Here is a 24,089-nt window from a genome sequence, read left to right on the forward strand (position 1 = left end):
AATGGGTAAATTGTTGGTTGTTGGGGTTAATGATTGGATTGTGGAATGAATGGAACGCGCGGGGCATCTTTGTCTAAATCAGGATTTTCAGGAATAAAGGATTGACAGGATTCTTGTGCACGATTAACATCCCCCTGCCCCCTTAGAAGGGAGAATAACCTCCCCTAGCCCCTCCTAAAAACAGGAGGGGGACTTTCAGCTATAGCCAGTTGTTAGGTATAGCTTCGTAGCACATACCACTGGCAGGTATAACAAGACTAACTTGTCCCTTCAGCGATGAAACAGAAAGCATTAGCCGGGTGCACCTCTTGACACTCCACTGTTTGAGCGGTCAGCGAGTTTGGAGGGTCTTGATTTTTTTGCCTACTTTTTTTATCAAGGAAAAAAGTAGGTGCCCGCCGCACAGGCGAAGCTATAAAACAACACAACCCGCTATACCTGCAACAGCAGCTAGTAATACAACCTCCGCTATACCCACAACACCACATTTTATAGTAAACTTGCATCATAAAAACACATACCCATGCACGTCATAGAACCCGCTACACCTGAGCAATTCAAACAATACTACCAACTCCGTTACGACACCCTGCGCAAACCCTGGAACCAGCCCGAGGGCAGCGAACGTGCCGAAGACGATGACCAAGCCATACACGCCATGCTCATAGATGAAAACAATGAAGCTGTAGGCGTTTGCCGTCTGCACCTGAACACGCCGCAGGAAGGGCAGATCCGCTTTATGGGCGTGCGAGCCGATAAACAGGGTATGCGCCTCGGCGATCAGTTAATCAGCTACCTCGAGGACCGCGCCCGACAGCTTGGGGCCACTATCATGACATTGCAGGCGCGCGAAAACGCCGTAAACTTTTACCGCCGCAACGGGTATGAAGTAGTAGAAAAAACATACCTGTTGTTTGGCTCTATTCAGCATTACAAAATGGCCAGGCAACTCTAACACGTTGCAGAAATGGCTTTGAACAAAAACAAAAAACTTTTACTGACCGCCGGTGCAGTAATACTCGGCGCTGCTATCATCAGCAGTTGCAGCAGCACAAACGCGCCACTCGAAACGGTGCCAGACGTGGACCTGGAACGCTACATGGGTAGGTGGTACGAGATCGCCTCTATTCCACAGCGCTTCACAAAAGGCTGCCGCTGCACTACAGCAGACTATAAACTCAATGCCGAAAAGGGCTATGTGGAGGTATACAACTCCTGCCTGAAAAAAGGCAAGACGAGCGATGTGAAGGGGAAGGCTTTTCCGGTGGAGGGTAGTAACAACAGCAAACTCAGGGTACAGTTCTTCTGGCCTTTCAAAGGCGACTATTGGATTCTGGAGCTCGACCCAGAGTACCGCTACGTGATGGTGGGTGCGCCCGACCGCGAGAGCCTCTGGTTCCTCTCCCGCACTCCTACCATGGACGAGGCCACTTACGCCAGACTAGAGCAACTGGCCAATGCCAAGGGCTTCCCGGTGGAGCAAATGCAAATGACGGATCAGGGTTGTGCGGAATAATTCGCCTCGAAATCTACACTTGAAGTGCCTTAATACGCCCGCCGGAGACTGGTGGTAGTGGTTTTGAAACTGGCTGGGTCGCCGGTATCGCGCTTGAGGGCACCGTTCAGAATGAAGAGCTTGAAGAAGAGAATGAACCCAACCACTGCCAAGGCATGGACCAGAAGCGCTCCTTTGTTATGCGGGTCGGCGGGTGCTGCAAGTACACCGATCAACCGCCTGATGAGCAGCACCGCGCCAATCACCAGCACCAGCAGCCCCACCATGTGGTGCGCCCCGGGTGCGTGCGCATATTCCCAGCCAAACAGCAGGTAGGTAATCCAAACTAAAACAACACCACCCGCATAGTATGCGAGTCCGCGGGCTATACCTGTCACAAATTGCTTCTCGATGCGCATGTTTTTTCTAACCCTGTAGTTTCTTATCAGTCAGGTCGCGCAGTTCTGCCTGCAGATCCTGCGCTACCCGTTGCATTTCCTGCATGGCCTGCTCTTTCGTTTTGCGCTGCAGCAGGTGCAGTTTCACGTTATCCGAGAGCTTGATGTAGCCATCGTATCGCTCTAATTGATAGGTATGCGTCGATCCTCCGACCGCATTGGACTGCCCATAACTGTTCTTTTTCAAAAACAGGAAATTGATCCCGGCCAGGGGCAGCATTTTACCGAACGTTATACCTTCAAACCGAACGCCTTCACGGTAGGTCTTTTGTGCCAGATCGAACTCAGTGCGATAGTGTGTGAATTGCGTGATGATGGCGATCGGAAGGAAGGCGTAGGCCGCTATTGAACCGTTTACAACCATCGTGATGGCAAGTGTGGTGGTGATCCAGCCGAGCGCCCGTGCGCTTGCACTGAAGTATTGGCCTGTGCGGTAGCTGTGTCGTGTTGCTGACATGGGCATGTGAAATGATCGTCAAGGTAAGGTTTATTTCCGAGATCTCTGCTCCCGCTTTGGCACGATCAACTGCCTGTTTTCATCATAGAGCCCCACCAATATGCTGTTGCCTGCATCGTCTACTTTCAGCCCGCCATAGGCTGCTTTTTCGAACGTTTCGGCCTGCCCTTCTTCAAAAAAGTAGGATTCCGCCCCTAAGTTGAGCGACCAACCGCCTTTGCTATACCTGAGCAAGATTTCGCCAGACTGCAGTGGCTCTTTTCCTGGTTGATAACGCACGAGTTGCGCCACGTTTTGTGAGTCCAGCTGCACGACGGCATAGCCGCGGTTGGGAAGTTTCTCCAGTTCCTGCGTCTGGCTGATGGCGTAGCTGAGCACCATGTAATCGCCCTGCATGAGCGAGCGCGGGTCTACCGGCGCTAGGCTGAGCAGCACCAGTTGGCCATCTTCCAGGATTTCCTCTTTCTCTACCACCGACAAGTTAAAAAAGGCCAGCACCGCCACCAGGTTGACCAGCACGACAATGCTTTTCAGGTTACGCTTCATGGCTTCGCAGATAACGGTTTAACAGGTATAGACCAGCCAGAAAAAGGCTACCCGTGAGCACCAGCACCCCGGACTTAGCCAGGAGCGTCATGTTGAGGTCGTAGTAGTAGAGCACCAGAAAATAAGCCAGCGCCAGCAGCCCGACCCAAGAGCCTGTCCGGTGCCCGATGTAAAAACTGGAAAGCACCACCAGCAAAGCGCCCGGCACCGATGGCGCCAGCACAGTCGGCAGCAACACCACCGCGCAGCAGGTATAGAAAATGCCCAGCGTCTTCTGATTCTTCACCCCACTTTCGCGCAGCACACGGTGCAGCAACAGCAGCAGAAAGCCGATCAGAAACAAACCCGACAGCCAGAAATGGGTGATGTTGGTGGAGAGCAGTTTCTGATGTACAAACAGCACCAGTGTGGCGATCAGGGAGAAGATCAGCCCCATGCGGACCGGCCCGAAAACCAACGCAAAGCGCCGCGACAGAGCCAGCAGCTTTGCTTCGTACAAACTCATTAGGGTCAGTATACCTGCCAGCACTATGATCAGGGCATGCGACAGGTTATATACCTTATGTATGAAAATCAGGCTCAGCAGGCTGCCGTTGAGCACCAGCACTGAGATAAAAACACAGACGGCACTCTTCGAGAAAACCAGCACCAGTGCTGAAGCTATACCTAAAGTGAGAGCTGCGGCCGAGGCGCTATCCGTCATTTGGCCAATACCGAAGGCCAGCATTACGTAGCTCGTAATATTCATAGAGATACCCAGCGCGTCAGCGGTCGTATCTTTGTTGCTACGAATCACTACTTCAGCCCCGATCAGGAAAATCAAGCCAAAAATCAGCATGGCTGTACTTGATTGGAGTAACTGCGTACCAGCTATAGCACCCATTAATGTACCCATCGCCAGCATGCCGCCCAAAATGGTGAGCAATTTCACAGGCCAGCGCTTGAGCAGCGATGTAGCTTGATCAATTTCTGCAGCTATCACTAGCTCGTTGTATTGGAAGTCGGGTTGCTCCTGTGCAATTTGCTCCAGCACATTGCCCAGACGTGGATATTCTTTATCGGCCATGCCACTGTCGGTTAAGTTTGCCCAAATACTGAATCAGTAAGGTGATGCTGCCCACCACAAAAAGCGTCGCCAGCAACAGCATAATTTCCGGCACGTTCTCCCCGATCCGCACCAGGATGGCCGTCACCACCGCTATGGCGCTAAAGGGCAGGGCCGTCAGGTAAAAGATATCGCGCACTTTCAGGCCATAAGCTATACCTGCGCCATACATCGCCGCGCCGAGCACATAAGCCAGTCCGTAATCTTCGCGTATACCTGCAAACAGTGCTGAGATCATACTGATGGTGATGACCGTGATCGCCGCCAGCCCCACCAGGCGCGGAAACCAGCGGTGCTGTATACCTACACGGCCTTTTGCAGCTAAAACTTCCCAGATGACAACGGCCGCTGCATTGAGGATGAACATCACATCCATCACCACGACAAAGCGCCAGTGTGTGGCCACCTGCTGGGTATAGAGCACAAAGGTCGTGTTGAGCAGCACCAAAAAGATGAACCACAGCGGCTGAAACCTGGCCACCAGCACCCATAGCACCACGCACATCGTCCAGCCCAGGAAGAAGTCGTAGGCATTGGCGCCGGTCTGATAAATCTGCCCGAATACGGCAAAAAGGACGCCCACCAGCATGGTACTGGCTGTGAGCAGCACATTTTTTACCGTGCTGCTGAGCTTGGTAAACACCGCCGCAAACGTAACAGCCAGTATCAGCAACTCGATCAGTCCCAGCTTCACGAACTTGTGCATATCGGCCCAGTTGTAGGCAAAGAAGAAAATGATTCCCGAAATCAGAAAGCTGCCCCCGAGCCCCAGCAGAAACAGCCGGACAAACTTGATCCAGTCCTGTGGCCCGGCGTATACCTGCTCTTTGCGCAGCCAAGCGGCTATACCTGTCTCGTGCCAGTTGCTGTGCCGGGCAATGCTGTAAATGATCTCACGGGTGAGGTGTGGTTTCATAGAATCATTTGAAAAGATGCTGTCATTCCGGAATAGAAGCTGATATGTTTTGAATCTGAAGCACAGTGGCTTTTAATAATATAGCTCCCCATCTTGCTTTGCAGGCAATTCTCTGTCTAAACTGTCACGGGTATTTTTCTGCACCGCAATAGCTGCGAAAAGGCTTAACAAGAACGACATGCCATAGAAGCCTTTTTCGCTCAGGAGTAAATCTGCATTCCAAAGCCCCACTGTCAGCAGCACGATCGCCAGAATGGTAGAAAACCAGCTAAGTGCATAATAGATGTTGGTCACCGGTATACCCTCCAGTTGGTCGCGCACGCTTTTCTGGAGCGAGATGGCTGAGAATAAACCAAACATTAAGATGGCAAAATAATAGCCCTTTTCGTTCAGCAGCATGTCGGCGTTCCAGAGGCCGATGAGGTAGGCGGTTATACCGGTGAGTAAAGTAGCCCAGGAGGCTGCTACAAATGCGTTGGATGGTTTCTGATTCATTTTGTCTTTCGTTTAAGTGATGAATCAAAGGTATAGCAGCCCCTAAATCTTTCTTTTGACAATTATCAAAAAAGGAAACCCATCAAACCTGACTCCGGATCCTGCTCAGCGTTTCCTGGCTTATACCCAGGTAAGAAGCAATTTGCCCGAGCGGGATTCGCTGTAGAATATGCGGCGAGGTTTCCAAGAGCTGTTCATACCGTTCCCGCGCCGTCTTGAACTGCATAGCCATCAACCGCTCTTCCAGCCGGATGTAGTACTGCTCGTTTATGATCCGCACCAGGCGCTCCAGGTCCTGGTGCTGGTCAAACAACTGGTTCAGGGCTTCGAAACTGATCCCCCACAAGGTCGAGTCTTCCAGGGTTTGGATGTTTTCAATACCCGGCTTCCGGGAGATGAAGCTGTAAAAAGAGGTAATGAAATTGTTTTCAAAGCCAAACCAGTACGTCACTTCCTTGCCATCCAGGTTGTTGTAGTATCCGCGCAAACAACCCCGCTCCAGAAAGTACAGCTTATTGCACACCATTCCCTCCCGTACCAAAAAGGCATTTTTGGGCAACTCCACCTGCGTTAACGCCTTGGAAAGCGCCTCCCATGCTGGTATAGAAATAGGGTGGTATTGGAAGATGCATTGGTGTAGGGCGTTCATTTAAAGCGTTTCTTAGGTATGAGGTAAGAATTTATTTGTTGAGAAATTACTTATAGCCGTTGCAAAGCTTGTTTAACTGTTTCTTTGTTGGGTTTAGAGATTGGTATTTTTTCTCCAGATGTCAAAAGTAGGATACCACCGTCTTCTTTTAACCAGCTTTTTACATATTTTGGATTTACTAAATGACTTTGATGAGTTCTTAAAAATCCTTTAGGCCTCAGTAAATCAGCATATTCTTTAAGTGATTTTGAAACCAATATTTTTTCATTACTCGATAGGAAAAAGTGGGTATAAGTATTGTCTGCTTCGCAGCGTATAATTTCTGACAAAGTAACATATCTTATTTCGCTTTGCATCTGCAGGGCAATTGTGCTAACATGCGTTTCTGGCTTTTTTAATTGTTGCATTAAAAAATCAAGCTGCGAAGTTTGTATCTGTGCTGACAATTTATGCCCAGCTTTATGTACTGCATTTATCAATTCGTCTATATCAATAGGCTTTAAAAGATAATCTAAGGCGGCAAATTTTACAGCTTGTATTCCATATTGGTCGTAGGCGGTAATAAAGATAACTTCGAAATTACGCTTTGGAAGCAGTCTGAGCACATCAAAACCAGTTTGCTCGCCCATTTGAATATCCAGAAACACTAAATGAGGCAAGTATTTTTCAATAGCATCAACTGCATCGCCTACATTTTGTGCTGTTGCGATTATAGTTACCTGCGGACAGTGCTTTTCCAGCAAAATTCGCAGGTTTTCTAAGTTGGATATTTCATCATCTACTAAAACCGCTCTCATCATATTATAGCCAATCTGTTAATATTAAGCTTATTGTAGTGCCGTTGGTGGTTGACTGTATGGCTAAAGTAAAGCGATTTTCTTTGTAAATACTGTTTAAGAGTGCTATCCTACTTTCACTTAATGGTAGACCCAAACCATTGGTCTTTTTCACTGTGTCAAATCCATTGCCATTATCGGTGACAGTTAACTGCAAATCATTTGCTTGTTTAATAAATGTGACCATCACTTTTCCATCAGTAGCCTTTTGCGATATCCCGTGCTTCACCGCATTTTCAACGAAAGGTTGCAGGAGCATACTTGGTATTTCTATGTTAGCTAAATCTAAGTCTTCGGAGTAGTTAATTTCGTATTCAAAGCCGAACCGCAATTGCTCCATTTGCAGGTAATCGTCCAGTAAAGTCTTTTCCTGCGATAAACTTATCAATTCTTTATCGTCAAGCACGTTACGGGTCAACCTGGCGAATTTAGAGAGGTATTTATTGGCTTTGTCTATTTCGTTTCTGTTCATTAAATTTTGAATGCCAGCGAGTGCATTGAACAGAAAATGAGGGTTCAATTGGGATCGAATAGAAGTAAGCTGGAGCTTTGCCGTGTTTTTTTGCTGCTCATTTTCTGCTAGTCGCTTTTTATTTTTCTTTTTGTTGAGGTAGAGGATAACCAGGAAAAATAATCCAATTAAAAACCCGACAATGAAGATATATAGCAGAAGTTCTTTTTTAGTGTAGTTCTCTTCATCTAATGTGACAGAGAGCGTATGCCTGGTTATGTACTTTTCTGTTTCTTTTTCTGAAATATCGCAATCAAGGCAATTAGACCAATCAATTAACGGCTGAATGATAATTTCATAATCTCCCGATTTTTTGAATAGGCTTTTGTCGATCTTCACATAAGGTAAATACTGATGTTCTTCAATGTAGCCGCCATATTGCCAGGCAGTGGATTCGAAAATTATTTTATTTGTTTGCTTGTCTTTTATTATGGTGTAGTAGAGATAATCATTATCTGATCTGTCTTTTACGATGGTTAATTCGTCGTCTTTTTCAGAGAAGGTGAGGTCTGTTCTTTCTTTTATGGCGTTTATGTCGCTGTAGTCAACGCCATTGTCAGTAGCGAAGCGCTTTGAAAAACCTTTAATTTTTGCTCTTGGAATAGGCTTCCCGTAAAAAACAGCTTTGTCAATGTCGAGTGGTTTTTCGATGCTGTAGATTAATGTTGTGATGGTTTTACCTTTAATAGGAAAAACGCCAAGTGTGGTTGACCTGAATACTTCGCCTGGTCTATCAACATCTTTTAGTTCCGCTTCGTTGATCGGCATGTTTACCACTAGTGGTTTGTCATCCTCCAAAATGGTGTAGCGATAATGCTGTACGCTATCTGTCTCTCTAAAATAAATTTGGATGCTTACGTTGCTAACGTCAGGCAAATAATTAAATGAGGTTCGGGGTTGATTAGGAAACACAAAGTTATAGTAGACTTTTTTGGCTAAACTATCCACACTCATAAGTAATTTTCCTCCAGCAGGGTATGTACGAGAAAAGTCAATGCCTTTTTGCGCATTGACCGTAGAAAGCGCAGTGATGAAGCTGAGAAGGATGAAGAGTATCTTTTTCATAATGTTAGGTTTGATTTTCACCAAACTTGTAGCAATAATAGCGAAACAAAAACCCTAAAACATTAACGACAGTGATTGAAATAGCAGATGTGTTGTTTTGAGCAGTATTTGAATATTGCCGCCAATTCCGCCCACCAGTGGCTGAACCTGTAGGGAGCCATCCGTATTGGCCGTAGCACCAAGGCCCTTATTCATCCTCAGGCATTTTAACAGTTTATAATTTGACTTGAGAAATAGCAGCTATACCTTTGACCTCATCAAACCCAGCGCTATACCTGTGGAAACGAAGCAGCAAATAAAAACCCGCATCGCCCCTACTCCCAGCGGTTATCTGCACCTGGGCAATGCGCTGTCGTTTGCCATTACGTGGGCGCTGGCGCGCAAGCAACAAGGTATAGTCGCCCTCCGCATCGACGACCTCGACAATGCCCGCTTCCGCCCCGAGTACCTGCAGGACATCTTCGACACGCTCGACTTCATGGGCCTCGACTACGACGAAGGGCCGTGCAACCCACAGGATTTTCAGGAGAACTACTCCCAACTTTTAAAGCTACCGGCCTACCAGGCGCAACTGGATAAACTGGTGCAGCAAGGTATGGTGTACGCCTGCCCCTGCTCCCGCAGCCAGATAGCGGCCCTGTCGCTGCAGGGGCTATACCCGCTCACCTGCCGCGACGAGCAGCTGCCGCTCGACACGACCAACGCTGCCTGGCGTGTGCGTATACCTGAGGGCACAACCATCTCTTTCCAGGACCAGTTGATGGGCCACTGCACCGTGGCGCTTGCCCTCGAAATGCCCGACTTTGTGGTGCGCCGCAAAGACGGTATACCTGCCTACCAGATCGCCTCGATCGTCGATGACCTGGCCATGGGCGTGAACCTGATCGTGCGGGGCGAGGACCTGATGCTTTCCACGGCGGCGCAGCTTTTCCTGGCGCAGCACACGGGCGCCACTGCCTTTACCAATGCAGCTTTTGTGCACCACCCGCTTATCGTGAGCGAAGGCAACAAGCTCTCCAAGTCCCACGACGCCCTCTCGCTTACCGAAATGCGTAAGGCCGGACTCACCACCCAGCAACTCTGGCAAAAACTGGCCGAGCTGCTCGGCTGGCAAAACGCAGGTATAGAAGACGCGCAAAGTTTCCTGAGCAGGTTCCGGCTGGAGGATCTGCCACGACACATCGCTCAGGTATAGCCGCTTGCAAGTGGGCACAAAAAAGCCCTGCTGTTTCCAGGCTATACCTGAATCCACAGCAGGGCTTCTTGCTTTATGTAAGACTTTACTTTGCTGCCTGTACCTTAACCGGCACTTCCAGGTTCTCCCAACGCAGCACAATGCCATCTTTGGTCACATCGTATACCAAGCGCTCGTTCATCGAAGCCGCCTTTCGTGGTTTGGCCATCACGCGCAGGGCATCTTGTTTTTCGTCGTACTGCGTGCCCCATTGCTTGTTTGTTTTGTTAAAAATGATGGTCCACTCGTCCTCGCCAGGTATAGTATAGAAACTGTAAGTACCGGCTGGTAGCTTTTTACCTTCCACCATCACGTCCTGGTCGGCAGTAATGGTTGTGGCCTCGTTTGCACCTGCACGCCATACCTTGCCATAAGGCACCAGTTCACCCCAAATGGTGCGTCCCTTTACAGACGGACTGCTGTAGTTGATGGTGATAGTGGCATTTCCAACCTTGCCTGTGGCAGTAGCAGCCGGACTTGCTTTTGGCTTCGCATCCTGCGCCCAGGCGGTTGATGAAACGAGTATGCCAATAAGCAACATGGCGAGTACATTTGTGATTTTCAGGTTTTTCATAGTGTTATATTTTGGTTTTAAAGGAAAGATAAGCAATTGAGCAATATTCTACTACAAGATTATCAACCAATTAGCTAACGTATAATAGCTGTTTTGGATTGTACAGGCGAAGCAAAGGTTTTCGGAGCCCACAAACCGTCCTTTGCAGCACCCCGGCTTTTCTTGCGTATAGAAGGAAAAAGCTCAAAAAAGAGAAAGCCGCGGAACCTATGCCTTCTTATAATCGAAACAGAAGAATCTCTAAGCGAAACGTACGCCTCCCCACACCCGGCACCGGTACGCAAAGTATGGGGCAGCCGCAAAGCTATACCTCTACTCCCACACGCAGAAACCTCCGCACCAGATTACGAAAAAGAAAACGCACCCGCGGCTCAGCCGTGAAAGGGGCCCAGAACCGGCTACGCAATTTCCGGCAAGCCTCCCTTTTGGCCGTGGCCATTACAGGTTTGATTTTGATGCTGTTTGCCCCAAGCGAGGCAGGCCTGGCTCAGGACAACTACCCCGACACGGTTGCAGTAGTGGAAGAGGTGGCGGTGCAGGACCCTGTATCTGGCAGCACTGTTACCGAAGAGGCAGTAGTTAAGAAAAAAGGTTCCAAAGAGGCAACGGAGGAGGCGATCGGGGCGCTGCAGGGCCTTTGGGAAGGCTTTATTTTCAACCTGCCTAAAATAATTATCGCCTTCATCACCCTTTTTTTAGCCTGGCTGACCGTGCGTATACTGCGGGCCATTCTGCACCGCTCCATCGGCAAGTGGCAAAGCGCCAGCGCCGTTATCTCCCTGGTTTCCATTGCCGTGTGGTTGCTGGCCATTGGCGTGGCGGTGAGTGTGGTTGCAGGCGATATCCGGGCGCTGGTCGGCTCCTTTGGCCTGATCGGCCTGGCTCTGTCGTGGTCGTTGCAGACACCCATCGAAAGTTTTACCGGTTGGCTCATGAATTCGTACCAGGGCTACTACCGGGTGGGCGACCGCATCCAGGTTGGCGAGGTGTTCGGCGACGTCTACCGCATCGACTTTCTGACCACCACGGTTTGGGAGATCGGCGCGCCTTACCAGCCGGGTTTTGTGCGGGCCGAGCAGCCCACAGGCCGACTGGTCACGTTCCCCAACAACGAAGTCCTGACGGGCTCTGTGATCAACCTGACCGCCGATTTCCCCTTTGTATGGGACGAACTGGATGTGGGTGTGGCCAATGAGTCCGATATGCCGCTCGCCATGGGGGTGGTCGAAAGTGTGGCGCTGGGACTCCTGGGCGATTACATGAAAGGGCCAACCACCTCTTACGCCCAGCTACTGCAGCAGGCTGGCCTGGACAATACGGTGCCGGACAAGCCCCAGGTGTTTGTTTCCATGGATGAGTCGTGGACCAACATCACTATCCGCTACCTGGTGGGGGCACGCGAGCGGCGCAAGTGGAAGAGCGAGCTCACGCTGCGCCTCACTATGGAGCTGAACAAGCCCGAGTATATAAATAAAATCATACCGGTATACCCACGGCAGCAGGTGCAGTTCATCAACCCCGATGGTACTCCTTCACAAACCAACCCCAAAAGCAGCAGCGAATTCTAGAACACAACTATTTTACTATCAATAATTTCCAAAATTCAGATTTGCTTCAGAATTGGACCGTATACTTGTAACATACCAATTTTTAAAACTTAAAATCTAGATTTATGAAAAAGATATTAGTTGGATTTGCCTTCGTAATAGGCTCAGTTGTGGCAGTGCAGGCGCAGGACGTAGCCGAGAAGGATGTTCCGGAAGCTGTGAAAAGCGCGCTCTCTCAAAAGTATGCCAACGCCACCGACCTGGATTGGGAAAAGCACGGTGAGAACTACGAGGCCGATTTTGATGTGAACCGCATCGACCACGCTGTTATGATCGACCCATCCGGCAAAATATTGATGACCAGACACGACTTGATGGAGAAAGACCTGCCACAGAATATACAAACTGCCATCAGCCAGAATTACAAAGGGATGCGCGTGGATGACGTAGAGCAGGTGGAGAAAGACGGCAACACCTATTATCAGTTGGAGCTCGACCAGAAAGGAAAAGACAAAAAGATTGTGATGTCAAAAGACGGGAAAGAGGTAACTGACCCTGCCTATTGGGACTAACCACTTGTCTTTTAAATACTACATGGGATGCCCGGGGCCACGCTTCGGGCATTTTTTTGACCTATACCTTAATTCCTATACCTGCCAGCTAATTGCCTGCTGCCTCCGGCGGAGGATACGCGATCTGTATACCTGCACTGAGTACGCCCGTAGGAAGAGAACCCGAACTTATATCATCTTTCATGCGCGTACTCTGGAACTACCTGCAGCCTCACCGTGGGCTGGTTATACTTTCGTTATTCCTGGCCGGCATCAGTCAGATACTGGCGCTGGTCGACCCGATCATTTTCGGAAAGATCATCGACAAGTACGCCACGCCGCCTTTTACCATGTCCAGCGAAGAGCGGGTGAAAGGTGCTCTCTGGCTAATGCTGCTGGCCGTAGCGGTGGCGCTGCTCTCACGTTTAGCAAAGGCTTTTCAGGAGTATTTCACTAACCTGGTCGTACAGAAATTCGGTGTGCAGATCTTTAACGACGGCCTCAAACAGACACTCAAACTCTCTTACCAAGAGTATGCTGACCAGAACAGCGGCGAAACGCTTTCGATCCTGCAGCGGGTGCGCCGCGACACCGAGCGCTTCATCAACTCGTTCATCAACATCCTTTTTTCGTCTTTGGTAGGTGTGGGTTTCCTGGTGTGGTATGCTATCACCAAACACTGGGCGCTGGTGCCTATTTTCCTCATCGGAATGGTGGTGCTCGGCGGTTTAACCAGTATACTCAGCGCCAAGATCAAGACCATGCAACGATCCATCAACCGGGCCACGAACAAAATGTCGGGCGTGATCACGGAATCGCTGCGCAATATTGAGTTGGTAAAGAGTCTGGGCCTCACCTATCCGGAGATACGCCGTCTGCGCGAACATACAGAGCGAATTTTCTCGCTGGAGATGGCCAAAGTCAAACGGGTGCGCACGCTTTCTTTTCTGCAGGGCACGGCCCTCAATCTGCTCAGGCAGTCCATCCTGTTCACGTTGCTCTGGCTGATCTTTCGGGATGTGCTCACCACCGGCGAACTGATCTCGATGCAGTTTATTTCGGTCAGTATTTTCGGCCCGCTGCAGGACATGGGCACCATCATCCTCACCTACCGCGAAGCAGAGGCCTCGCTCCATAACTTCGACGAACTGATGAACAAGCCTGTAGAGACCCGACCCGAATCGGCGATTAACGTGGGCCCCCTGCAGCAACTGCGTTTCGAGAATGTGGTGTTCCGGCACAAAGGCGCGCCGCAGAACTCAGTGGACGGCATTTCCTTTGAGGCCAATACCGGCGACACCGTTGCTTTCGTGGGGCCCTCGGGTTCGGGCAAGTCTACGCTGGTAAAGCTGCTGGTGGGGCTATACCTGCCAGCCAGCGGCGAGATCTACTACAACGGCACGCCTGTGAAGGAAATCTGGCTGAATGAGGCGCGTCGACAACTGGGTTTTGTGACACAGGAGACCAACCTTTTTTCGGGCACCATCAAGGAGAACCTCCAGTATGTGAAGCCCGACGCCACCGACGAAGAAGTAATCCGGGCGATGGAAAAGGCCTCCGCCACCCACCTGCTCACTCGCTCCGAGCAAGGCATCCATACCCAGATCGGCGAGGGTGGTCTGAAGATGTCAGGTGGTGAGAAGCAGCGCCTCTCCATTGCCCGCGCCCTCATCCGCAACCCGCGACTGCTCATTTTCGACGAAGCCACCTCGGCCCTCGACTCGCTCACCGAAGAGGAAATTACCGCCACCGTAAAAGAAATATCAGCCCTGCGTGAACAGATCACCATCCTCATCGCCCACCGTCTCAGCACCATCATGCACGCCGACACCATTTATGTGCTCGAAAAAGGCAAGATTGTAGAGCAGGGCAACCACGCCGGGTTGGTGGAGCAAAAAGGTTTGTACTACGCCATGTGGCGCCAGCAGATCGGCGAACGTAAGGTGGAGTTGATACGGTAGGTCGCATAGTGCCTGATCTACCTGTGAGTTTGTTCCTGAATCAAGTTCGGGACAGGCCCCCAGACCTGTGAAAGTCATAGTGGAACTTTGAGGACATTGCAGCAACTTGAGCTTGCTGCTATAGTTACAGTCCTTTCCTGCAACCGACTCACTACGAGTGCTTAAAGCACTAACTTGTCTTCCTGGGAAATTCTTTGCGATTATACCTAGGGCCGTTAAGTTCTAACGAATTCTCCCCTTGAGGGGAGCGCAGAGGGATGTTTACATCTGCGAGGAAACTGAGAGTTGGTCATACACTGGCTTTTCGGCTCTGTATTTACACCCCTATAATCCCCTCAAGGGGATAGTTCCTGACAGAACTTAACAACTCCGCCTCTACCTATACCTGCCGCAACACGATGGATTGCAACTTTATACCTGCAGCTCAGGTATGCAAAGCAACAAATCAGAAACGAAGCCTATACCTATGAAACTATACCTACCAGCCATAGCCGGTCTGCTGGCGCTTGCCTCCTGCGGCTCCGACTCCGCCGACGGCAACTACAACCGCGCTGCTGACGATGACCTGATCGAAAGCCAGATCGATTCCGACACCAAAACCTCTATTGACAGCGTGGCGCGTGCCACCGACGAAGGCGCTATTCTGCACCCACTCCCCGACACGCTAACTACCCTGCTGCAACAGCGCCAGCCGCAGGCAGAAGTGGCAGTCCTGACAGACCAAACAATGTCTAACCGCACGCGGCATGTCGACAATCCGGTATACTTGCGCGGCAACCTCAACGGCAACCAAAACCCCGATTATGCGGTGCAGGTGCTGCAGAACGACTCTATCCACATCCTGGCTTTTCTGGATTACGGCACTCCGCAGGTCCGCGAAATGAAAGTGGCATCTTACCCATCACAGCAGTTGAACGACCGCAGGTATAGCAACCTGCAACTCAGGCTGGCACCTCAGGATTCGCTTGTGCGCAACCCGCGTCAGCAGCAGTTCACCAATCTCAAGACCGATGGTGTGTCCGTGCTGGACGGTAACCGCACGACGCTATACCTGTTGCAGAACAACCGTTTTATACCTTTCGACGCGCAGCAGTAAGGTATAGCGCCGGCTAATCCGTAAATTGCAGGCGCTATACCTTGCTTTTATACCTGCTACCCGCTTATGCCTGCTTTTAAGTCTGACAAACCTGTTCCATCGCTCACCCCACAGATCACCTCTCCGGACCAGCGCAAGCTGAGCCAGTTGCAGCAGGAATTCAATAAGAAAGTGGCGCAGATAGAACAGCTGAAGCAGGAGCTGGCCACACGGCGCGACAGCATGGATCTTGCTCAGAAGCGCATCGAAAAGGACCTGCGCCCCATCATCATGCAGCAGGTGGCACAGCGAGTGGAGTTGGCCCATTTGCTTGATGATGCCTTTGCCTTGCCCTTGTTCAGCTTCAGGGAGAAAGAAAAACTTGCCCAACTGATTGCCAGCATCGCATTTGATCTGATCCAGAATTACGAGCGCAAAGACTTAGTCGCCCTGCACGATCGGTATGCCGAGGTGCCGTATGCCGAGCGTGATGTATACCTGGCTGAGGAGAATGATTTTCCGGAGGAAGGTATAGCCGACGAGGAAGAAGAAGCTATACCTGACAACTGGGATGAGCTCGATGAGTTTGAGCGCATACAGGCTAAGCTTGACCGTGAAGAGGAAGAGCGGGAAAAGGCCAGGCAAAACCGCCAGAAAGGCCGCAAGACCAAAGCCCAGCAGGAAAAAGAGGCAAAAGCAAAGGCCGAACTCAGCAACATCAGCAAGGCCAGTCGCCGCGTGTACACCGACCTCGCCAAGCAGCTGCACCCCGACAAGGAGCGTGACGAAACCAAACGTGCCTGGAAGGAAGAAGCCATGAAGCGCGTTACCCAAGCCTACCACCACGACGACTTCTTCGAGCTGTTACGCCTGCAGATGGAGTTTTTGCAGGAACAAGGCCAGGCACTCGACAAGCTCCCCGACGAGCAGCTAGCTTACTACATCAAAATCCTGAACGACCAGCTAAGCGAGTTGCAGGCAGAATTACACGGTTTCATCTCTGGCCCGAATGCCAGCTTTTACGACCGCTTCTGCGGAAGTCCTAAACAGATGAACCAAAAATTTAAGCAGGCAAAGGAAGGTTTAACTTATGAACTGGAGCAGCTGAAGCAGAACCTCAAAGTGCTGCAGGACCCGGTGCAGATCAAGGTGATTCTAAAATAGAACAGCCGCTCACTTGTCTCCCTGACTTGTGAGCGGCTGCTTCAAACTTTCTTTGCTACTTAAAAGATACCACCGCCAGATCGGCCAGCTCCATCCGTGATTGCAACAGGATGCCGTACTTTGTTTTCAGGTCTTCCTTTGCTTTTTCAAAGTCGCTTTTAGGCAGTTTGAAGTTATACTTACCCGACTCCAGGAGTTCTCTTTTCGCAATAAGCCCCACCTTGAAATTCTTTTCGATAGCGCCCACTAACTCGCCCAAGGTTACGTTCTCGAATGTAATGCCTTCTTCGTTATACATCACCGTAGACTTCCCAATATCTGCCACAGCGTTTGTTGCCAGCAGGCTCGAATCGGCAATCGCCACGTCCCAGGCATCCTGTTTCTGTGTGCGGTAGGTTACATCAAACTTATACACTTCCTGCAGTTGCTCCAGTACCAGTTGCTTGTTTTGCTTTATGTCTTTGGAGGCCGCATGGGTTTTAAAGTGCAGATCTATGGCTGTGTACTGATGCCGCTTTTTGTCAAGCTCTACAAGAGATTCCTCTTTATCCAGCAGCGCCAGGATAACATCGTGTAGCTTTTGGTTCTTAAACCCGATCGAGTCGGGTCCGACAAATTGAGAGGCAAGGGCTGTCTGGTCGTGCAGCATATACTCCCCTAGCTGCAGGGTATAGTTTTCGTTCTGGATTTGCAGTTTCTCTTCCAACGTGTCCATCGTGGCAAATGCCAGTCCAAATAATAGCGCGTTGTGCCCAGCATGCATAAAGTAGCCCCAGCGAAAGCCATGCTTCACCCGCATATAGCCCATCAGCATACCGCCTATCGCTTGGGGTGCAATCAAAATAGGGATAAGCAGTACAGCTGCCGATGCGTAATCGAAGTCAGTAAAATTGGTAATGTGAATAAGACCGAAGGCAACGGCCATAAAGTAAAAGAATACCCAGTATACCCTGTCCCAGATTTTCTTCCAAAAGCCAGCTATTCTGTCAGCGTTCAGCGCATACAACACCAGCGCCATACCTAGTATAATCCATACGCCTATAGCACCGGCCAAAGGCAATTGTGAGTAGGCCAAGCTGCTTAGTGCAATGGAGGCTACCACAGTAAGAAAGGCTATATAGCCGCTCTTAAATCGCAAACCATATCGAAATACCAATTCCTCCAGAAGCGGGACTGCCAGTACACCCAGTAGCAGGAAAGCCCAGATTGGTAAAGACCGCATCATTTCCAACACAGAGTGGCTGCTGTTTACATACCAGCCCATCAGTTTCATAAGTTGCATCACACCAATGAAGGCAAATGTAAGCATCATGTTAAGCAGGATCACGAGCAAAAGAATGCGCAACTTGATGGAACGGCTATTTTGAGCAGCAGGCTGGTCTTTCGGGTTTTTCAGGAAAAGCCAGATGTCGGAGGCAGTTTGTTTTAGCTGGAGGGTAAAGGATTGAAGCATGGAATAAAGATAGAGCTACTGTTGCACTAATTGCAGTCTAAATATATATAATTCTGCCTATACTTCTATGAATTCCTGCTGTTAATCTTTGTCCTGGCGCGCGCTATACCTGCAGGTAGTTTTCCATGGTGTCGATCACCTCTAACGGAGAGCTCAGATTCGGACAGTGCCCTGTCGCTTTCAGGTGCACCAGCGTAGAGTTTTTGATTGCTTTATGCACGTAATTGCCAACTTCTTCCGGCGCAATAATATCATCAGCACACTGCATAATCAGGGCCTCGGTCTGCAGTTTAGGAAGGTCCGGGCGATTGTCTGACAGAAAGGTGACATGGGCAAAGTGCCTGGCAATATCGGGGTCGGTATTGCAGAAACTCTCTATCAATTCTTCGCCCAGCGAGGGCTTATCCGGATTTCCCATGATCAGGGGAGCAAACGTATCGGCCCAAAGCGTATAGTCGCGCTCCATATATTTCAGCATCGACAGGATGTCGGCCCGGTCAAACCCACCGATGTAGTTTTTGTCATTGATGTAGCAGGGCGACGGACCGATCAGGATGAGTTTGCTGAACAAGGCTGGTGTTTTGATCGCGCTGAGCACCCCCATCATGGCACTCACCGAGTGCCCTACAAAAATCACATCCTGCAAATCCAGGAAATCGATTATTTCCAGGATGTCGGTTGCATAGCCATGCAGGGTGTTATACTTCACGGTATTGTATGCAGCAAGATCGGAGTTACCGGCCCCCACATGGTCGAACAGCACGATTTTGTAATGCTGCTGAAAAGCCGGTGTCACAAAACGCCACATATTCTGATCGCAGCCAAAGCCATGACCGAACACAAGCGGCTTCTCCCCCTTTCCGGAGATATTGATATTATTTCGTTTGATCACATCCATTGCATGCGACTACTAGCCTTTACTAATTATTTAATAAGGTATAGCTCTCCTCCGATACGAAACACCCTAATTATACCTATACGCATTTAAAATATGACAAAACCATAATTATACAAGGAAAGTTTATTTAAGCAATTGTCCTTCCGTTTGGGGACCCTAAAGGAGAGAGGAAATACTTTGATGAGTTCAACTACCTATCTATTCAGTTGAGTTCTTTTGATTTGAAATCAGGAAGGGCGGAGGCTAAATGTGTGATAGGGGTGCTGTCAGATCCTCGATCTCCGTCTGCAGCTCCTGGGCAAGAGGCTGTATTCGTGCCATTGCCTCCTCTTTTTCACCGTCACGTGACAGCAGGATCTTGGTGTCGTCCTCCAACCACAGAAAGCTATCGAACGAAGTAGAAGCGGTAGGACGCCAGGTACGGCGCGAGTCGGAAGAAAGGTATCTGTTCTTCTTGAGAAAAATGCATTTAGTGCCGGGGTAAGGTTCTCTGGTGCCAACAGTATGGCCTAGTACATTTACTCCCATGCAATAAGTGCCTTGGTACAGATCAATTTCGAGGCACTTAAACTGGACCAATGGAAAAATCCCGAGCACAATCATCAGGACACCAACCACTGGATAAGTCATGAAAACCCAAACGCCCCCAGCGATAATCACAAGAGCGTATACCTTCGTCGTGAAGCCAGCAGGATCAGTCAGTCTATAGCGTAGTAGAGGTGTTTCCATTGAGTGTACAAGGTATAGATTTATGGGAGATTAGCCATACCAACAGTTAAAGTGAAGCAGTAAACCGCCCATTCGGTTTCCTTGCTTTTCGGATTTGCAATCCGAGAACGGATAATACAATAGAAAATGTACTGTTTTCTATTTCATTCAGCAATATCTATATTGTAAACGTATGGCTTACGCGAACTCACTTCCGCCTATTGTTATTAAGATTTGCAGATGGTTTAATGCCTTCTGCTTACTATTAATTTTTTTAGTATGTCTTGATGTTTTCTTGCTGCCTAAGGTGATTCGAAACGAGAAAATATTGGCTAGAGAAGCGCTGTATGTTACGACTCGCTCTAAATTCACAGGAAAATCAAGTAGAAGCCAGCTTGATAACGTGATTCTAATTACAGAGAACTTTTACTACCCATACGACAAAATTCAGGGTTTTAATCCCAAAGAAGCTGATTCAGTAAAACTCGTTACCACTTATCTATTCAGTATTGTTAAGACAGGATATGTCAAAAGATTTGGTGAAGAAAAAGAGTTAGTTCAAAATGCAGGCATATTTGGTACTTTCTGCTTTCTCCCGATCAGCTTCGGCCTGATTGCTATCTTCGGTGTAGCCATGCGGAACAATAAGGAGCAGCTCCTAAATGCAGCTATCATGAATTTTCTACTACTACCCGTTCATTTGTGGATCATGGGCTATTTAGCCGCCTAGTTCACAGACTTAGATTTAAGATACTTGTAGTATAAAACAATTCCGCTTCCCCGCAACTTTCTCCCGCTCCTCTCAGTTCTGATAAAGCATTAGTTTATTTACCTTTGTAAAATAACAACCAGCAGAACACGACTATCGAAAAGTCCTGTGTTCTGCCTTTGCTGTTTTGTGATATACCTGAATGAAAGTAACTGATTTTCTAGAGCTGTACCGACTCGATGGGGTGGTGCAGACCATTGCCGAGCGACTCAAAGCCGATAAACCCTACCGTCTGCAACTTAAAGGTATGGCGGGCAGCCTGGATGCCGTCATGGCCTCGGCCGTCTATACCTTGCACCCGCAGCACCAACTCTTCGTCTTGCACGACAAGGAGGAGGCAGCCTATTTCTATACCGATCTCAAAAATCTGCTTGGCGACGAGAAGGAGGTCATGCTGTTCCCGACTTCCTACAAGCGGCCCTACAGCTTCGACGATACCGAGAACGCCAACATCCTCATGCGGGCCGAGGTGCTCAACCGCCTCAACACCAAATCCGACAAAGGCGAGCTGATCGTGACCTACCCGGAAGCGCTCACCGAAAAAGTGATCAACAAAAAATCGCTGGTGGAGAATACGCTGGGTGCCAAGGTAGGCGAAAAGCTGGACGTGAACTTCCTGAGCGAGATGCTGGCTGAGTATGGCTTTGAGCGGACGGAGTTTGTGTATGAGGCCGGCCAGTACGCCGTGCGCGGTGGTATTGTGGACGTGTTTTCTTACGCCAACGACCTGCCCTACCGCATCGAGCTTTTCGGCGACGAGATCGAGAGTATACGCTCCTTCGACCCGGACACGCAGCTGTCTGTAGAGACGAAAAAAAGCATCTCGATTATACCTAACGTGCAGACCAAATTGCTACAGGAGACACGTGAGGCTTTCCTTGATTTCGTGCCAAAGAACACTGCCATCTGGTTCAAGGATGTGCGCCAGACACTGGACGTGATTGACGAGTACTTCGACAAGGCTTCCCACGCCTTCGAGAAGCTGATGGCCGGAAGCGGCGGCACCCAGATTGTGTCCGACCCGGAGCAGCTGTTCCAGACGCAGAAGCAGTTCAAAAAGCTGCTTGAGAAATTCAGCATCGTGGAGTTTGGCAAACGCTTTAACTACAAAGACACGGAGGTGCTGCAGTTCCAGTCCAAGCCGCAGCCCTCGTTCAACAAAGACTTCAACCGACTGGTAAAAGACCTGCACGAGCAACAGACCAAGGGCTTTGTAAACGTCATTGCTACAGAGTCCCCGCGCCAGATCAACCGTCTCACCACCATTTTCGACGAGCTGGACCACGACATGCGTTTCCAGCATTTGGCCGTGTCGTTGCGCGAAGGATTTATTGACGAGCAGCTTAAGATCACCTGCTATACCGATCACCAGTTGTTCGATCGTTTTTATCAGCACAAAGCCAAAGAGGGCCGCTCCAAGACTAAGGCGATGACGCTGAAAGAGCTGCGCACGCTGCAGCCCGGCGACTACATCACGCACATGGACTACGGCGTGGGCCGGTTCGCCGGACTGGAGAAAGTGGAGGTTGGCGGCCGTCTGCAGGAGGCCATCCGACTGGTATACCGCGACGACGATTTGCTGTACGTTTCCATCCATTCGCTGCACAAAATCAGCAAGTATAGCGGCAAGGAAGGCGGTCCGCCGACCATGAGCAAGCTAGGCTCGCCGGAGTGGGAAAACAAGAAAAAGAAAGTAAAGAGCAAGGTAAAGGACATTGCTGCCGAACTCATACAGCTATACGCCAAGCGCAAAGCCGCGCCAGGTTACGCCTATACCCGCGATGGCTTCCTGCAGGCCGAGCTGGAGTCGTCGTTCATTTACGAAGACACCCCCGACCAGGGCAAAGCCACTGAAGATGTGAAAGCCGACATGGAACAGCCGCATCCGATGGACCGCCTCGTGTGCGGCGACGTAGGTTTTGGCAAAACAGAAGTGGCCATGCGTGCTGCCTTCAAAGCAGCCTGCGACGGCAAGCAGGTGGCCGTGCTGGTACCGACTACGGTACTGGCCATGCAGCACTTCAAAACCTTCCGCGACCGGCTGGAGCAATTCCCGATTACAGTGGACTACATCAACCGCTTCAAAACGGCCAAGGATATCAAGAACACACTGCAACGTGTTGCCGAGGGCAAAGTGGACATCCTGATCGGAACGCACCGCATTGCCAGCAAGGACGTCAAGTTCAAGGATCTTGGCTTGCTCGTGATTGACGAGGAACAGAAGTTTGGTGTGAAGACCAAAGAGAAGCTCAAGGAGATGCGCGTGAACGTGGATACCCTTACGCTCACAGCTACGCCTATACCTAGAACACTGCACTTTTCGCTCATGGGTGCCCGCGACCTGAGCGTGATCGCTACACCACCACCGAACCGTCAGCCAGTAAAAACGGAATTGCATGTGTTCGATGAAGTACTGATCCGGGATGCCGTGGCGACCGAACTGAAGCGGGGCGGGCAGGTGTTTTTTGTGCACAACCGCGTGAAGGATATCGAGGAGATGGCCAACATGATCCTGAAGCTGGTGCCGGATGCCCGCATTACCTTCGCCCATGGGCAGATGGACGGCGAGACACTGGAAAAGCGCATGATGAAGTTCGTGGATGGCGAATACGACGTGCTCGTGTCGACCAACATCATTGAATCGGGCCTCGATATACCGAACGCCAACACCATCATCATCAACCGGGCACACATGTTCGGTTTGTCGGACCTGCACCAGATGCGGGGCCGCGTAGGCCGCTCCAACAAGAAAGCCTATTGCTACTTGCTCACGCCACCAGTGGCCGGTTTGCCAACCGATGCCCGCAAACGCCTGAGCGTGCTCGAAGAATTCTCCGATCTGGGCGAAGGATTCAAAATCGCGATGCGTGACCTGGATATACGCGGGGCTGGTAACCTGCTGGGAGGCGAGCAAAGCGGCTTCATCAACGACCTGGGATTCGAGATGTACCACCAGGTGCTCGACGATGCCATCAAAGAGCTGAAGGAAACGGAGTTCCGCGACCTCTTCCTGAAGGACAACCTGGCGGAGTTTGTGGAGCCGGTGCGCGACTGTAACATCGAGACGGACATGGAAGTGCTTATACCTGATTGGTATGTGGGCAACATCTCGGAGCGCCTCAGCCTCTACAGCAAACTCGACAGCACCAAAGACCTGCAGGACCTGGAGAAATTACAAGCCAGTATCGTAGACCGCTTTGGCCCGCTGCCGCAGGAGGTACAGAAACTGATCGAGATCGTGAAACTGCGCTGGCAGGCACAGCAATTGGGTTTCGAGAAGCTTACTATCAAAAAGGAAGTGATGAAAGGCTACCTGCCGAGCGAGAACAACGACGCCTATTTCCAGTCCGATACCTTTGGCAACATCCTCAAGTACGTGCAGCAGCACTCACGCCGCTCCCGCCTGAAGGAGGCCAAAGACAAACTGATTGTGATCGTGGAAGACATCCGGAACATTGCCGATGCCCGCGAAGTATTCGACAGTCTCGATGTAAAAGCCACTGTGAAAGGATAAACACATATAGCGCGAGTCCTTAAAAGTAGGCAGAACTGTAACAGCTGCACACGCTATGAAACTACAAGGTGTGTGCAGCTGAACATTTTTCTTACGACCGCGCGATTC

General features: G+C 50.1%; 23 protein-coding genes. 10 read left to right on the top strand and 13 right to left on the bottom strand.

The window, feature by feature from the left end; genetic code table 11:
• The first annotated feature begins 523 nt into the window (after positions 1-523).
• Positions 524-955, top strand: coding sequence for a GNAT family N-acetyltransferase (locus tag AC4QZR_RS03390; RefSeq protein WP_494479619.1), 432 nt, complete (start codon positions 524-526; stop codon positions 953-955).
• A 12-nt stretch (positions 956-967) separates the two neighbouring features.
• Positions 968-1,516 (top strand): lipocalin family protein, encoded by a 549-nt coding sequence (locus tag AC4QZR_RS03395; RefSeq protein WP_494479620.1) that lies wholly within the window; start codon positions 968-970, stop codon positions 1,514-1,516.
• A gap of 29 nt (positions 1,517-1,545) precedes the next feature.
• Here the strand turns inward: AC4QZR_RS03395 and AC4QZR_RS03400 are convergent, their stop codons facing one another.
• From AC4QZR_RS03400 to AC4QZR_RS03440, 9 genes are all read right to left on the bottom strand, one after another.
• The gene (locus AC4QZR_RS03400) at positions 1,546-1,914 is read right to left on the bottom strand and encodes a hypothetical protein (protein ID WP_494479621.1); all 369 of its coding nucleotides are present in this window, start codon (positions 1,912-1,914) and stop codon (positions 1,546-1,548) included.
• Between the two features lie 7 nt (positions 1,915-1,921).
• Positions 1,922-2,410, bottom strand: a complete 489-nt coding sequence (locus AC4QZR_RS03405) for a hypothetical protein (RefSeq protein ID WP_494479622.1) — start codon at positions 2,408-2,410, stop codon at positions 1,922-1,924.
• Between the two features lie 30 nt (positions 2,411-2,440).
• Positions 2,441-2,956, bottom strand: coding sequence for a GDYXXLXY domain-containing protein (locus AC4QZR_RS03410; RefSeq protein WP_494479623.1), 516 nt, complete (start codon positions 2,954-2,956; stop codon positions 2,441-2,443).
• Entirely contained in the window at positions 2,946-4,022 is a 1,077-nt protein-coding gene (locus AC4QZR_RS03415; protein ID WP_494479624.1) for a DUF4401 domain-containing protein, read from the bottom strand. Before AC4QZR_RS03415 ends, AC4QZR_RS03410 begins: the two co-directional genes overlap by 11 nt.
• Entirely contained in the window at positions 4,012-4,977 is a 966-nt protein-coding gene (locus AC4QZR_RS03420) for a DUF2157 domain-containing protein (RefSeq protein ID WP_494479625.1), read from the bottom strand. The genes AC4QZR_RS03415 and AC4QZR_RS03420 overlap by 11 nt, the downstream gene beginning before the upstream one ends.
• Positions 4,978-5,049: 72 nt before the next feature.
• Entirely contained in the window at positions 5,050-5,472 is a 423-nt protein-coding gene (gene yiaA / locus AC4QZR_RS03425) for an inner membrane protein YiaA (protein ID WP_253401039.1), read from the bottom strand.
• An 82-nt stretch (positions 5,473-5,554) separates the two neighbouring features.
• Positions 5,555-6,121 (bottom strand): Crp/Fnr family transcriptional regulator, encoded by a 567-nt coding sequence (locus AC4QZR_RS03430; protein WP_494479626.1) that lies wholly within the window; start codon positions 6,119-6,121, stop codon positions 5,555-5,557.
• A 50-nt stretch (positions 6,122-6,171) separates the two neighbouring features.
• Positions 6,172-6,921, bottom strand: a complete 750-nt coding sequence (locus AC4QZR_RS03435; protein ID WP_494479627.1) for a LytR/AlgR family response regulator transcription factor — start codon at positions 6,919-6,921, stop codon at positions 6,172-6,174.
• Between the two features lies 1 nt (position 6,922).
• A complete protein-coding gene (locus AC4QZR_RS03440; RefSeq protein WP_494479628.1) occupies positions 6,923-8,533 on the bottom strand; it encodes a sensor histidine kinase in 1,611 nt (536 codons plus the stop codon).
• 226 nt (positions 8,534-8,759) lie between these two features.
• Between AC4QZR_RS03440 and AC4QZR_RS03445 the strand changes: the two genes are divergently transcribed.
• A complete protein-coding gene (locus tag AC4QZR_RS03445; protein ID WP_494479629.1) occupies positions 8,760-9,728 on the top strand; it encodes a glutamate--tRNA ligase family protein in 969 nt (322 codons plus the stop codon).
• An 85-nt stretch (positions 9,729-9,813) separates the two neighbouring features.
• Here the strand turns inward: AC4QZR_RS03445 and AC4QZR_RS03450 are convergent, their stop codons facing one another.
• Positions 9,814-10,341 carry a DUF2911 domain-containing protein gene (locus tag AC4QZR_RS03450; protein ID WP_494479630.1) on the bottom strand — a complete coding sequence of 176 codons (528 nt, stop codon included), beginning with the start codon at positions 10,339-10,341 and terminating at the stop codon, positions 9,814-9,816.
• Between the two features lie 209 nt (positions 10,342-10,550).
• Here AC4QZR_RS03450 and AC4QZR_RS03455 point away from each other — a divergent pair, with 209 nt between their 5' ends.
• The 5 genes from AC4QZR_RS03455 (at position 10,551) to AC4QZR_RS03475 (ending at position 16,639) form a co-directional block, all read left to right on the top strand.
• Positions 10,551-11,909 carry a mechanosensitive ion channel family protein gene (locus tag AC4QZR_RS03455; RefSeq protein ID WP_494479631.1) on the top strand — a complete coding sequence of 453 codons (1,359 nt, stop codon included), beginning with the start codon at positions 10,551-10,553 and terminating at the stop codon, positions 11,907-11,909.
• A 104-nt stretch (positions 11,910-12,013) separates the two neighbouring features.
• The gene (locus AC4QZR_RS03460; RefSeq protein ID WP_494479632.1) at positions 12,014-12,460 is read left to right on the top strand and encodes a PepSY-like domain-containing protein; all 447 of its coding nucleotides are present in this window, start codon (positions 12,014-12,016) and stop codon (positions 12,458-12,460) included.
• A gap of 182 nt (positions 12,461-12,642) precedes the next feature.
• Positions 12,643-14,400: an ABC transporter ATP-binding protein gene (locus AC4QZR_RS03465; protein ID WP_494479633.1), complete on the top strand. Its 1,758-nt coding sequence runs from the start codon at positions 12,643-12,645 to the stop codon at positions 14,398-14,400.
• Positions 14,401-14,866: 466 nt separating this feature from the next.
• A complete protein-coding gene (locus AC4QZR_RS03470; protein WP_494479634.1) occupies positions 14,867-15,496 on the top strand; it encodes a hypothetical protein in 630 nt (209 codons plus the stop codon).
• Between the two features lie 66 nt (positions 15,497-15,562).
• Positions 15,563-16,639 (top strand): J domain-containing protein, encoded by a 1,077-nt coding sequence (locus AC4QZR_RS03475; RefSeq protein WP_494479635.1) that lies wholly within the window; start codon positions 15,563-15,565, stop codon positions 16,637-16,639.
• A 55-nt stretch (positions 16,640-16,694) separates the two neighbouring features.
• On the opposite strand, the gene AC4QZR_RS03480 is transcribed toward AC4QZR_RS03475, so the two are convergent.
• The 3 genes from AC4QZR_RS03480 to AC4QZR_RS03490 all read right to left on the bottom strand — a co-directional run bounded on the left by AC4QZR_RS03480 (position 16,695) and on the right by AC4QZR_RS03490 (position 19,719).
• Positions 16,695-18,092, bottom strand: a complete 1,398-nt coding sequence (locus AC4QZR_RS03480) for a CPBP family glutamic-type intramembrane protease (protein ID WP_494479636.1) — start codon at positions 18,090-18,092, stop codon at positions 16,695-16,697.
• 103 nt (positions 18,093-18,195) lie between these two features.
• Entirely contained in the window at positions 18,196-18,990 is a 795-nt protein-coding gene (locus AC4QZR_RS03485) for an alpha/beta fold hydrolase (RefSeq protein WP_494479637.1), read from the bottom strand.
• Positions 18,991-19,233: 243 nt separating this feature from the next.
• Positions 19,234-19,719: a hypothetical protein gene (locus tag AC4QZR_RS03490; protein WP_494479638.1), complete on the bottom strand. Its 486-nt coding sequence runs from the start codon at positions 19,717-19,719 to the stop codon at positions 19,234-19,236.
• 172 nt (positions 19,720-19,891) lie between these two features.
• Between AC4QZR_RS03490 and AC4QZR_RS03495 the strand changes: the two genes are divergently transcribed.
• Positions 19,892-20,428 (top strand): hypothetical protein, encoded by a 537-nt coding sequence (locus tag AC4QZR_RS03495; protein ID WP_494479639.1) that lies wholly within the window; start codon positions 19,892-19,894, stop codon positions 20,426-20,428.
• A gap of 181 nt (positions 20,429-20,609) precedes the next feature.
• The gene (gene mfd / locus AC4QZR_RS03500) at positions 20,610-23,981 is read left to right on the top strand and encodes a transcription-repair coupling factor (protein WP_494479640.1); all 3,372 of its coding nucleotides are present in this window, start codon (positions 20,610-20,612) and stop codon (positions 23,979-23,981) included.
• Positions 23,982-24,089 lie beyond the last annotated feature (108 nt).

Source organism: Pontibacter sp. YIM B11418 (assembly GCF_059278805.1).